This is a genomic window from Pseudomonas sp. NFACC56-3 (genome assembly GCF_900100025.1).
GTDB lineage: Bacteria > Pseudomonadota > Gammaproteobacteria > Pseudomonadales > Pseudomonadaceae > Aquipseudomonas > Aquipseudomonas fluorescens_AA.
This window is the reverse complement of record NZ_FMTK01000019.1, coordinates 1-12,466: the sequence shown is the minus strand read 5'-3', so window position 1 is coordinate 12,466 and position 12,466 is coordinate 1. Positions and strand designations below refer to the sequence as shown.

Sequence of the window (12,466 nt, the reverse complement as noted above, 5' to 3'; positions counted from 1 at the left end):
AGCTCATCCGTTCTTCGGAATCGACCTTTTGCGAGCCCTATGCCGTCGCTCTTCAAACGCTCCCTGCTGCCCAAGCTGCGCAGCTTTGCACTGACCGCCGACGCGGTGACCATCCTCGATGGCGCTGCCCAATTCCGCCGTTGCCTGCTGGAGAAAATCGCCCAGGCCACCCAGCGCATCTACATCGTCGCCCTCTACCTGCAACAGGACGAGGCCGGCCAGGAAATTCTCGATGCCCTGCATGCCGCCAAAGCGGCGCGTCCGGAACTGGACGTGGTCGTGGTCGTGGACTGGTTGCGGGCCCAGCGCGGGCTGATTGGCGCCAAGAAGCAGCCGGGCAACTCGGCGTGGTACCAGGAACAGACCCGTACCCATGCCAGCGAAGTGCCGATCTATGGCGTGCCGGTGCAGACCCGCGAACTGTTCGGCGTGTTGCATTTGAAAGGTTTCGTGATCGATGACTGTGTGCTCTACAGCGGCGCCAGCCTGAATAACGTCTACTTGCACAAGTTCGACAAATACCGCTACGACCGCTATCACCTGCTGCAGAACGCGGCACTGGCCGACTCGATGCATCACTTGGTGCAGCATGGCCTGATCACTTCCAGGGCCGTGCATCGCCTGGACCTGCCGAACCTGCCCAGCACCCGCAGTTTGCGCAAGGACATCGGCGACCTGCGCAGCCGTCTCAAATACGCGACCTATGACACCAGCGTCGGCAGCCTCGACAAGAGCGGCCTGTCGGTGAGCCCGTTGCTGGGCGTGGGCAAGAACAACCCCCTGAGCCGGGTGATCGGTGAACTGATCGCCAGCAGCCGCCAGCAACTGACCATCTGTACCCCGTATTTCAACCTGCCCCTGGCCGTGACCCGGGAGCTCAACCGCGCCCTGGCCCGCGGGGTCAAGATCGACATCATCGTCGGCGACAAGACCGCCAACGACTTCTACATTCCGCCGAGCGAACCGTTCAAGATCATCGCGGCGCTGCCATACCTCTACGAAATCAGCCTGCGACGCTTCGCCAAACGGCATCAGCACGCGATCGACAGCGGCCAATTGAACCTGCACCTGTGGCGTGACGGGGACAACACCTATCACCTCAAGGGCATGTGGGTCGACGAGCGCTACACCTTGCTGACCGGCAACAACCTCAACCCGCGGGCCTTTCGCCTGGACCTGGAAAACGCGCTGTTGCTGGATGACCCCAAGGGCGAATTGCTGGCGCCGCGCCAGGCCGAGCTTGAGCGGATCTACTGCCACACCCGCCGGATTGAACGTTACCTGGACCTGGAAACCCTGCCGGATTACCCCGAGGCCGTGGCCAGGTTCCTGAAGCGGGTCAGCCGGGTGCGGATAGAACGGCTGCTTTACCGGATCCTGTGAACCCCCGCGCCATGTCGGAAAAAGACACCATCTCCATCCAACTGGTGCGTGAGGCGTTGCTGCAAAGCTGCGCACCCGGGGCGGCCACCGAGGAGGTCCTGAGCCAGGTCGGCATAGACCCGGCGCTGCTCGACGATCCCCAGGCGCGGGTCCCGGCCCAGGCTTATGCGCGGCTCTGGCGGTTGCTGGCCCAGCGCCTGGATGACGAGTTCTTCGGCATGGACCCGCGCAAGCTCAAGTCCGGCAGCCTGGCGTTTCTCTGTCAGTGCGCGATGGCCCAGCCCACGCTGGCGAGCGGCTTGACGGCGGGGCTGGGGTTTCTGTCGCTGATGCTCGAACGCCTGCCGGCCCAGTGGGTGCGCCAGCAAAGCCTGGCGGAGATCGTGCTGTTGGAAGACGATCAGGCGCCGCGCCGAGCCTTTACTTACTTCACTTACTGGATGATCGTCCATGGCGTCGCCTGCTGGCTGGCCGGACGGCGCATTCCCATCCTGTCCATCGAACTGCGCTGCCCGGCGCCGGATTTCTGCGACGACTACCGGGTGATGTTCTCCCAGAACCTGCGCTTTGACCGGCCGCGCACCCGGATGATTTTCGCCGCCGAATGCCTCGACCTGCCCATCCGGCGCAACGCTGACGAGCTCAAGCGCTTCCTGGCCCGGGCCCCGGGCAACATCCTGGTCAAATACCGCGACCCGCAAAGCCTGGCCAGCCGCATTCGGCACGACCTGCGGCAACTGCCCGCCGAACAGTGGCCGGAAACCGAGGCCCTGGCCCAGCAGTTGTGCGTGTCCGCCTCGACCCTGCGCCGACGCCTGGCGGAGGAGGGCCAGACTTACCAAGGCCTCAAGGACAGCGTGCGCAAGGACCTGGCGATCACCTGGCTGGCCGAGCCGTCCATCAGTTTCGTCGAAATCGCCTCGCGCCTGGGTTTTGCCGATGCCAGCTCCTTTTACAAGGCGTTTCGCAAATGGTCCGGGTCCAACCCGGGGCATTATCGCAGCCTGATTCTCAACGACCCTGATTGATCCATCGGGTGGTTTTCAATCTTGTGCCTACCCAAGCCCCCCTGTGTGCGAGCTTGCTCGCGATAGCGGTGGTTCAGTCGCCTCGTCATTGACTGCCATACCTTCATCGCGAGCAAGCTCGCTCCCACAGGGGCTTTCGCTTGGCAAGCTGGCACGCTCATAAAACTGTCATTCTTCTTTGATACAAGCCTGTGCAGGCGCCGGAAAAGCCGGGCCATCCATCAGGGTAATGTATGCACGTGACCGTTTTGGGCAGCGTATGAGCGTATTGGTCACCGGCGCCGCGGGATTCATCGGTTTTCATACCGCCAGGTGGTTGTGCAGCGAAGGCCATCAGGTCATCGGCATCGACAACCTCAACAGCTACTACAGCGTCGAGCTGAAACAGGCCCGACTTGCACAGTTGGCCGAATGCCGCAATTTCCGCTTCCAGCGGCTGGATGTGGCCGATAAACCGGCGTTGCTGGAGTTGTTTGCGCAAAACGCGTTCGAGTCCGTCGTCCACCTGGCGGCCCAGGCTGGCGTGCGCCATTCCATCGATAATCCCGACCTGTACGCGCAAAGCAACCTGGTGGGGTTCCTCAACGTGTTGGAAGCCTGCCGTGCCCACCGGCCGGCGCATCTGGTGTTCGCCTCGAGCAGCTCGGTGTATGGCTTGAACGACCAGTTGCCCTATGCCACCACCGATCCGGTGGAGCAGCCCGTGTCTTTTTATGCGGCGACCAAGCGCGCCAATGAACTGATGGCCCACGCGTACTCGCATCTCTACGGCATTCCCACCACCGGCCTGCGGTTTTTCACCGTGTATGGACCGTGGGGGCGGCCCGACATGGCGCCGTTCAAATTCACCGACGCCATCCTCAACGGTCGCGCCATTGACCTCTACAACGACGGCGCGATGTCGCGGGACTTCACCTACATCGACGACATCGTCGAAGGCCTGGTGCGGTTGTTGCCGCGGCCGCCGGCCAATGAAACAGGTGTGCGCCACAAGCTCTACAACATCGGCTTCGGCGCTCCGGTGAAGCTCTTGCAGTTCGTCGAGTGCCTGGAAGAGGCCCTGGGCATTCCTGCGATCAAGCGTTTCTTGCCGTTGCAAGCGGGTGACGTGGTCGACACGTGGGCGGACACGCGCGAGCTGGAGGGCCACATAGGGTTTCGTCCGCAGGTCGCGGTGCCCGTCGGCGTGCAGTCGTTTGTCGATTGGTACCGCGCGTATTACCGCGTTTAACCCCTCAGCTTTTTTACTGGAGCGTCATGCACGAAACCCTTTATGTGTCGGTCCTGATTCCGGCAAAGAACGAAGCCGGCAACCTCATTCCTCTGCTGGAAGAAGTGCGGGCGGCGCTGGTGGACGAGGCCTTCGAAGTCATCGTGGTCGACGATGGCAGCACAGACGCCACCGCCGCTGAACTGCGGGCGTTGCAAGGCAGTGGCTATCGCCAGTTGCGGGTGCTCAGCCACGCCCGTTCCCTCGGGCAGAGCACGTCGATCTACCACGCCGCTGAAGTGGCCCGCGGGCATTGGCTGGCAACCCTCGATGGCGACGGGCAGAACGACCCGGCCGACCTGCCAAAGATGCTCGACCTGGTGCGCGGTTCGGAGGGGACGTTCGCCGGTGTCAAGCTGGTGGCAGGGCATCGCGTCAACCGCCGGGACACGGCGAGCAAGCGTTGGGCCTCGCGGTTCGCCAACAAACTGCGGGCCAGTCTGCTCAAGGACCAGACGCCCGATACCGGTTGCGGCATCAAGTTGATCGAGCGCGAGGCGTTTCTGCGCCTGCCGTATTTCGATCACATGCATCGCTTCATTCCGGCGCTGATCCGTCGGCACAACGGCCGGATGCTGGTTCACCCGGTGAATCACCGTGAGCGCGGGGTCGGGGTGTCCAACTACGGCAACCTCGACCGGGCGCTGGTGGGCATTGTCGATCTGTTCGGGGTGTGGTGGTTGATAAGACGCACCCGCCTGGATATCAACGCACAAGAAACCGAGGTGTGACATGGGCAGAGAATCGATATGGCTGGCCGTTGGCTTCGGCGGCCAGTTGGCCTTCACCGGGCGTTTTGCCCTGCAATGGCTGTACAGCGAGTACAAGAAGCGCAGCGTGATACCCGTGGGTTTCTGGTACTTGAGCATCGTCGGTAGCGCGCTGTTGCTGGCCTACGCCATTTACCGTGAAGACCCGGTGTTCATTGTCGGCCAGTCCTTCGGCTTCATCGTTTACCTGCGCAACTTGCAGTTGATCGCCAAGCACCACGAGCAGGAAAACCGCGAACTGGCCGAGAAGGGCTGAGACGGTGCGGATACGATTGTCTTCCTCGCGACTGGAGCTTCTGGCGCTGGTGGTATTGGCCTTGATCATGGTGGGCGCCGGCCTGGGTTGGCGCCAACCGATGAACGTCGATGAAGAGCGCTTCCTCGGCGTTGCCCTGGAGATGCTGCAGAACGGCTCATGGTTCATTCCCCACCGCGCCGGGGAAATCTACGCCGACAAGCCGCCGTTGTTCATGTGGGCGGTGGCGTCGTTCGTGCAATTGACCCACCTGCCGAAAGTCGCCCTGTACCTGCCCGCGCTGTTGGCCGGCGCCGTTACCACGGCATGCCTGTATGACCTGGGCCGGCGCTTGTGGGGGCGACGCGTGGGAAGGATCGCCGCGCTCTTGTTTCTCGCCACTTACCAGACCTACAGCATCCTGCGCACCGGGCAGATCGATGGTTTTCTTGCGCTCTGGACCATCCTGGGAATCTATGGCTTGTGCCGGCATTTGATGCTCGGCCCGGCGTGGCGCTGGTATTACGTGGCCTGTGCGGCGATGGGGCTGGGGGTGATCAGTAAAGGCGTGGGTTTTTTGCCGGTGTTGATGCTGATTCCCTACGCCTATGGAGTGCGTCGAGGCTGGAAAGGCCTGGTGTCCATGCCGGGGAAGGCGGGGGCCTGGTGGCTGGGGCTGGTTGTGGCGCTGGCCGCCATCGCGCTGTGGCTTGGGCCTTTGCTGCTGATCGTGTGGCAGGGCAGCCCCGACAGCCTGGCGTACGCCCAGGAAATCCTGCTGAAGCAGACGGCGGGGCGTTATGCCAACGCCTGGGAGCACCGCGAACCCTTCTGGTATTTCTTCGTCCAGGTGATACCGAAATACTGGCTGCCGATCTTTTTCATGCTGCCATGGCTGGTGCCGGCCTGGCGCAGGCAGTTGCTCAAGCATGATGGTCGCGTGCTGGTGCTGCTGGGGTGGGTGCTGCTGGTGTTGTTGTTCTTCAGCCTGAGCAGTGGCAAGCGCAAGCTGTATATCTTTCCCGCGTTGCCGGCCTTGATCCTGCTGGTGGCACCGCTTGTGCCGTGGATGCTGCGACGCTGGTTCAGTCGGCGTCCGAGGGGCAGGGTGGTATTCGCCGGGTTGACGGTGGTGTGGTTGTGCGCCTGGTTTGTGCGCGGCTTCATCGAGCCCCACAGCGAAGGCATCAACCCCCACCAGACCTTGATGCGTGATGTCGCGGGGCTGACTTCAAATGCCGAGTTGGTGCTCGTCGGGTGGCGCGAGGGTCATTGGCTGTTCGCCCAGCAGCCCATCGTGCATTTTGGCTTTCATGACCGCCAATCCCTGGAACGATCCGCCACCTGGCTACGTGGCCACCCGCAGGCCTTTGCCTTGGTGCCCGCGCGGGACCTGGCGCGTTGCTACGACCCGCAAAAGGCGCACCGGGTCGGCGATACCTCGCGGGCCGAATGGTTCCTGGTGGGGCCTGACGCGGACAACCAGCGCTGCCAGTCCCCGGCGCCGGAGAAGGTTTATTCGTTCACATGGGCGCATCCTTTGTAGTGGCTGAAAACTCCCCTGTGGCGAGGGAGCTTGCTCCCGCTGGGGCGCGAAGCGGCCCCAGAACCGCACAACCTGGTGTGTCAGGCTAATTGAGTTGAATGCTTTGGGGCTGCTGTGCAGCCCAGCGGGAGCAAGCTCCCTCGCCACAGGGGCCTGACCGGCAACACATCCCTCGAACCATGGCCAAACCAGTCAAGCAACTTGATGGCTTTGACCATTGCCGCCACCGCCCTTCGGCGCGAGTATTTACCTGCTCTTCACGGTTCCCCCAACCAATAAAAAGTACAGAGGGATTCTGGTCATGCGCGATTATTCGTCCGCCACGTCACAGTTCGATTACCTGCAAACCGTCAACGCCGCGCTGCACGGCTCGCTCGAGGCGCTCAATGCCTGTGTCGAGTGTTGCGACCGGCATGCGTTGCCGGGTCGCATCGCCTTGTTCTGGGAGGGCCGTGACGGCAGCGAAGCCACCTGGACTTACTGTGACCTGCAGGACAACGCCGCGCGGTTCGCCAATTTCCTGCGTGCCCAAGGTATCGGCAAGGGCGACAGAGTGGCCGGCCTGCTGCCGCGCACCGCGGACCTCTTGATCGTCGTACTCGCCACCTGGCGTATCGGGGCGGTGTATCAACCGCTGTTCACCGCGTTCGGGCCCAAGGCCATCGAGCACCGCCTCGGCAGCTCGGGGGCGCGGATCGTCGTGACTGACGCGGTCAACCGTCCCAAGCTCAATGAAGTCGCCGGTTGCCCCACCATCGTCACGGTCGGCGGCGAAAAGGGCCAGGGCATCGTGCGGGGCGACTACAGTTTCTGGGCCGAAGTGGCGAACCAGTCCGGCCAGTGCGAACCGCTGATGCTCACCGGCGAAGATCCGTTCCTGCTGATGTTCACCTCCGGCACCACGGGACCTGCCAAGGCGCTGTCGGTGCCGCTCAAGGCCATCGTGGCGTTCCAGAGCTACACCCGTGACGCGGTGGACCTGCGCCCTGAAGACGCCTTCTGGAACGTCGCCGACCCGGGTTGGGCCTACGGCATTTATTTTGGCGTGACCGGGCCGCTGGCCATGGGGCATCCGATTACCTTCTACGATGGCCCGTTCACCCTGGAAAGCACCTGCCGGATCATCAACAAATACGGCATCACCAACCTGACCGGCTCGCCCACGGCCTATCGCCTGTTGATCGCCGGGGGCGAGCAGTTTGCCCGCTCGATCAAGGGCAAGCTGCGCATCGTCAGCAGTGCCGGTGAGCCATTGAACCCCGAGGTGATCCGCTGGTTCGCCGACAACTTGAACGTGGTGATCCACGACCATTACGGCCAGACCGAACTGGGCATGGTGCTGTGCAACCACCACGGGCTGGAACACCCGGTGCACCTGGGGGCGGCCGGTTTCGCCTCGCCGGGCCACCGGATCGTGGTGTTGGATGAAGAGCAACGCGAACTGGGCGTGGGCCAGCCGGGCATTCTCGCGGTGGACCGCAGCCAGTCGCCCATGTGCTGGTTCGCCGGTTACGAAGGTGCGCCGACCAAGGCCTTCGTTGGCGACTACTACTTGAGCGGCGACACCGTGGAGCTGAATCCGGATGGCAGCATCAGCTTCGTCGGTCGCAGCGACGACGTGATCACCACCTCCGGCTACCGGGTCGGTCCGTTCGACGTGGAAAGCGCGCTGATCGAACACCCGGCCGTGGTGGAGGCGGCGGTGATCGGCAAGCCTGATCCGGAGCGCACCGAGTTGGTGAAGGCCTTCGTGGTGCTCAGCCCCCAATATCGCGCCTCACCGGAGCTGGCCGAGGAATTGCGCCTGCATGTGCGCAAGCGCCTGGCGGCCCATGCCTATCCCCGTGAAATCGAATTTGTCAGCGACTTGCCGAAAACCCCAAGCGGCAAGTTGCAGCGCTTTATCTTGCGCAACCAGGAAATCGCCAAGGCCCAAGAAGCCGCGGCGCAGAACGTTTCAGCTTGAACCCAAGGAAACCATGATGCAGATCGACAACAAGATTTTCCTCGTCAGCGGCGGCGCTTCCGGCCTCGGCGCGGCCACCGCTGAAATGCTGGTCAAGGCCGGCGCCAAGGTGATGCTGGTGGACCTCAACGCCGACGCCGTGGCCGCCCAGGCGCAAAAGCTGGGTTGCCAGAGCGTGGTGGCCGATATCAGCAACGAAGCGGCGGCTAACGCGGCGGTCAAGGCCACGGTCACGGCGTTCGGTGGTCTGAATGGCCTGGTGAATTGCGCCGGTATCGTGCGCGGCGAAAAAATCCTCGGCAAGAACGGCCCCCACGGGCTGGACAGTTTCAGCCAGGTGATCAACGTCAACCTGATCGGCAGCTTCAACTTGCTGCGCCTGGCGGCCGCGGCCATTGCCGAAACCGAGGCCAACGCCGACGGCGAGCGCGGGGTGATCATCAATACCGCTTCGGTAGCGGCCTTCGACGGCCAGATCGGCCAGGCCGCCTACGCGGCCTCCAAAGGCGCCATCGCCAGCCTGACGTTGCCGGCCGCCCGTGAGCTGGCGCGCTTCGGTATCCGGGTGATGACCATTGCCCCGGGGATTTTCGAAACCCCGATGATGGCCGGCATGACGCCCGAGGTGCGTGATTCCCTGGCCGCCGGTGTGCCATTTCCGCCGCGCCTTGGGAAACCTTCCGAGTACGCGGCGCTGGTCAGGCATATCATTGAGAACAGCATGCTCAACGGCGAGGTGATCCGTCTCGACGGTGCCTTGCGTATGGCAGCCAAATAAGTAAGGAGGATTCATGATGTCCAACGATCCTATTGTCATCGTCAGTGCCGTCCGCACCCCCATGGGCGGTTTCCAGGGCGAACTGAAAAGCCTCACCGCGCCGCAACTCGGTGCCGCCGCCATCAAGGCCGCCGTGGAGCGGGCCGGTATCGCGCCGGGTGCGGTTGAAGAAGTGCTGTTCGGTTGCGTGCTCGCCGCTGGCCAGGGCCAGGCACCGGCACGTCAGGCCGCGCTGGGGGCCGGGCTCGACAAGTCGACCCGTTGCACCACCCTCAACAAGATGTGCGGTTCGGGCATGGAAGCGGCGATCCTGGCCCATGACATGCTCATCGCCGGCAGCGCCGAGGTGGTGGTGGCCGGCGGCATGGAGAGCATGTCCAACGCCCCATACCTGTTGGATCGCGCCCGCGGCGGTTATCGCATGGGCCATGGCCGGGTGCTTGACCACATGTTCCTCGATGGCCTGGAAGACGCCTACGACAAAGGTCGGCTGATGGGCACCTTCGCCGAAGATTGCGCCGAGGCCAATGGCCTGAGTCGCGAGGCCCAGGACGCCTTCGCCATTGCATCCACCACCCGCGCCCAGCAGGCGATCAAGGACGGCCGTTTCGACGCCGAGATCGTGCCGTTGCAGGTCATGGCAGGCAAGGAACAAGTGACCATTCGCCACGACGAGCAGCCACCCAAAGCGCGGATCGACAAGATCGCCTCGCTCAAGCCGGCGTTCCGCGAGGGCGGCACGGTGACGGCGGCCAACTCCAGCTCCATTTCCGATGGCGCCGCTGCCCTGGTGCTGATGCGCCAGAGCCAAGCGGTCCAACGTGGCCTCAAGCCGCTGGCGGTGATCCACGGTCATGCAGCGTTCGCCGATACCCCGAGCCTGTTTCCCACCGCGCCGATCGGTGCCGTGAAGAAACTGATGCAAAAGACCGGTTGGACGCTGGACCAAGTCGACCTGTTCGAAGTCAACGAAGCCTTTGCCGTGGTAGGGCTGGTGACCATGGACAAGCTGGAAATCGCCCATGACAAGGTCAACGTTCACGGCGGCGCCTGTGCGCTGGGCCACCCGATTGGCGCGTCTGGCGCGCGGATCCTGGTAACCCTGTTGTCGGCCTTGCGCCAGAAGGGCTTGAAGCGCGGCGTTGCGGCCATTTGCATCGGCGGCGGCGAAGCCACGGCCATGGCCGTTGAATGCCTGTATTAAGGAACCACCATGCTCCCGACTGAAGAACAGACCCAGATCCGCGACATGGCCCGGCAGTTCGCCCAGGACCGCCTGAAACCGTTCGCCGCCGAATGGGACCGCGAGCACCGTTTCCCCCGGGAAGCCATCGCTGAAATGGCCGAGCTGGGCTTTTTCGGCATGCTGGTGCCGGAACAGTGGGGCGGCTGCGACACCGGTTACCTGGCCTATGCGATGACCCTGGAGGAAATCGCCGCTGGCGACGGCGCCTGCTCGACCATCATGAGCGTGCACAACTCGGTGGGCTGCGTGCCGATCCTCAAGTTCGGCAACGAAGAGCAGAAGGCGACATTCCTCACGCCCCTGGCCAGCGGCGCCATGCTCGGCGCGTTTGCCCTGACCGAGCCCCAGGCCGGTTCGGACGCCAGCAGCCTGAAGACGCGGGCGCGCTTGGAGGGCGATCATTACGTGCTCAACGGTTGCAAGCAGTTCATCACCTCCGGGCAGAACGCCGGGGTGGTCATTGTGTTTGCGGTGACCGATCCGAGCGCCGGCAAGCGTGGCATCAGTGCGTTCATCGTGCCGACCGATTCGCCGGGCTACAGCGTGGCGCGGGTCGAGGACAAACTCGGCCAGCATGCCTCCGACACCTGCCAGATCCTCTTTGAAGAGGTGAAGGTGCCGGTGGGCAATCGCTTGGGCGAGGAGGGGGAGGGCTACAAGATCGCCCTGGCGAACCTGGAAGGCGGACGGGTGGGCATCGCGGCGCAAGCGGTGGGCATGGCCCGGGCCGCGTTCGAAGCGGCCCGGGACTATGCCCGGGAACGCTTCAGTTTCGGCAAGCCGATCATCGAGCACCAGGCCGTGGCGTTCCGCCTGGCTGACATGGCGACCCAGATCGCCGTGGCCCGGCAAATGGTGCACTACGCCGCCGCCCTGCGGGACAGTGGCCAGCCGGCTTTGGTGGAGGCGTCCATGGCCAAGTTGTTCGCTTCGGAAATGGCTGAAAAAGTCTGCTCCATGGCGTTGCAAACCCTGGGCGGTTACGGTTACCTCAACGACTTCCCGCTGGAACGCATCTACCGCGACGTGCGGGTCTGCCAGATCTACGAAGGCACCAGCGACATTCAGCGCATGGTCATTTCGCGCAATCTTTGAACAGGAGTCCTGCATGAGCTACGAAACGATTTTATTGGAGATCAAGGACCGCGTCGGCCTGATCACCCTCAACCGTCCCCAGGCCTTGAACGCCTTGAATGCGCAGATCGTCAGCGAGCTGAACCAGGCGCTGGACAGCCTGGAGGCGGATCCGAAGATCGGCTGCATCGTGCTGACGGGCTCGAAGAAAGCCTTCGCCGCCGGTGCCGACATCAAGGAAATGGCTGAGCTGACCTACCCGCAGATCTACCTGGACGACCTGTTCAGCGACAGTGACCGCGTGGCCAACCGTCGCAAGCCGATCATCGCGGCGGTGAACGGTTTTGCCTTGGGCGGTGGCTGCGAGCTGGCGTTGATGTGCGACTTCATCCTGGCCGGCGACAATGCCAAGTTCGGCCAGCCGGAAATCAACCTCGGCGTGCTGCCGGGCATGGGCGGCACCCAGCGCCTGACCCGGGCGGTGGGCAAGGCCAAGGCCATGGAAATGTGCCTGACCGGGCGCTTTATCGACGCGGTAGAAGCCGAGCGCTGCGGCATCGTCGCGCGGATCGTGCCGGCCGATGAACTGCTGGACGATGCGCTGAAAACCGCAGCGTTGATCGCCTCCAAGTCGGTGCCCATCAGCATGATGGTCAAGGAAAGCGTCAACCGCGCGTTTGAAGTCAGCCTGTCCGAAGGCGTACGTTTCGAGCGCCGGGTATTCCACGCCGCGTTTGCGACGCAGGACCAGAAAGAAGGCATGGCAGCATTCGTGGCCAAGCGCGCGGCGGAGTTCCAGGACAAGTAAGGCGGCGTTCCGGCTGACGCCATCGCGAGCAAGCTCGCTTGTATGGTAGGACTTGAAGGGGGGAGGAGGGACAAAGCTCGATTCTGACTGTTAGCCGCAGTACAGACCGTGGGAGATTTCACCCCTCCTCCTTTCACCCAAGCGCCGATAAAGAATGCATCTGGCCTAGACCGACGATAGGAACAAGCCTGCGCCTCTGGGTGAACCCTTCAAGTGTTCAAACCTTAGCCCGGAGGATTTTCAATGGCAATGCCGGTTTCTGTCGCAAAGCCGATCGTGGGTGTTGATGTCGCCAAAGATGAGTTGGTGATTTATCACGCAGAAACAGATCGACTGGAAGCGCTCCCCAACACCAAGGCAGC

The 12,466-nt window shown here is 63.1% G+C and carries 11 protein-coding genes and 1 pseudogene; all 12 read left to right on the top strand.

All coding sequences use genetic code 11. From position 1 onward, the window contains the following. The first annotated feature begins 39 nt into the window (after positions 1-39). Positions 40-1,383: a CDP-diacylglycerol--serine O-phosphatidyltransferase gene (gene pssA, locus BLO80_RS21770; protein ID WP_092330173.1), complete on the top strand. Its 1,344-nt coding sequence runs from the start codon at positions 40-42 to the stop codon at positions 1,381-1,383. Positions 1,384-1,394: 11 nt separating this feature from the next. Next, positions 1,395-2,411: an AraC family transcriptional regulator gene (locus tag BLO80_RS21765; protein WP_092330171.1), complete on the top strand. Its 1,017-nt coding sequence runs from the start codon at positions 1,395-1,397 to the stop codon at positions 2,409-2,411. A 259-nt stretch (positions 2,412-2,670) separates the two neighbouring features. Continuing rightward, positions 2,671-3,642, top strand: a complete 972-nt coding sequence (locus BLO80_RS21760; protein WP_092330370.1) for an NAD-dependent epimerase/dehydratase family protein — start codon at positions 2,671-2,673, stop codon at positions 3,640-3,642. A gap of 26 nt (positions 3,643-3,668) precedes the next feature. Further along, entirely contained in the window at positions 3,669-4,412 is a 744-nt protein-coding gene (locus tag BLO80_RS21755; protein WP_092330168.1) for a glycosyltransferase family 2 protein, read from the top strand. Position 4,413: 1 nt separating this feature from the next. Then, positions 4,414-4,707: a lipid-A-disaccharide synthase N-terminal domain-containing protein gene (locus BLO80_RS21750; RefSeq protein WP_092199589.1), complete on the top strand. Its 294-nt coding sequence runs from the start codon at positions 4,414-4,416 to the stop codon at positions 4,705-4,707. 67 nt (positions 4,708-4,774) lie between these two features. Next, positions 4,775-6,232: an ArnT family glycosyltransferase gene (locus BLO80_RS21745; protein WP_218189379.1), complete on the top strand. Its 1,458-nt coding sequence runs from the start codon at positions 4,775-4,777 to the stop codon at positions 6,230-6,232. 301 nt (positions 6,233-6,533) lie between these two features. Beyond that, entirely contained in the window at positions 6,534-8,198 is a 1,665-nt protein-coding gene (locus BLO80_RS21740) for an AMP-binding protein (protein WP_092330163.1), read from the top strand. A 16-nt stretch (positions 8,199-8,214) separates the two neighbouring features. Then, positions 8,215-8,976, top strand: coding sequence for an SDR family NAD(P)-dependent oxidoreductase (locus BLO80_RS21735; RefSeq protein ID WP_092330161.1), 762 nt, complete (start codon positions 8,215-8,217; stop codon positions 8,974-8,976). Between the two features lie 13 nt (positions 8,977-8,989). Continuing rightward, entirely contained in the window at positions 8,990-10,180 is a 1,191-nt protein-coding gene (locus tag BLO80_RS21730) for an acetyl-CoA C-acyltransferase (protein ID WP_175459536.1), read from the top strand. A 9-nt stretch (positions 10,181-10,189) separates the two neighbouring features. Then, the gene (locus BLO80_RS21725; RefSeq protein ID WP_092330158.1) at positions 10,190-11,317 is read left to right on the top strand and encodes an acyl-CoA dehydrogenase; all 1,128 of its coding nucleotides are present in this window, start codon (positions 10,190-10,192) and stop codon (positions 11,315-11,317) included. Between the two features lie 13 nt (positions 11,318-11,330). Beyond that, positions 11,331-12,104 (top strand): enoyl-CoA hydratase, encoded by a 774-nt coding sequence (locus BLO80_RS21720; RefSeq protein WP_024617255.1) that lies wholly within the window; start codon positions 11,331-11,333, stop codon positions 12,102-12,104. A 243-nt stretch (positions 12,105-12,347) separates the two neighbouring features. Then, positions 12,348-12,466 (top strand): annotated as a pseudogene (locus BLO80_RS30355) (IS110 family transposase); the annotation flags it as partial.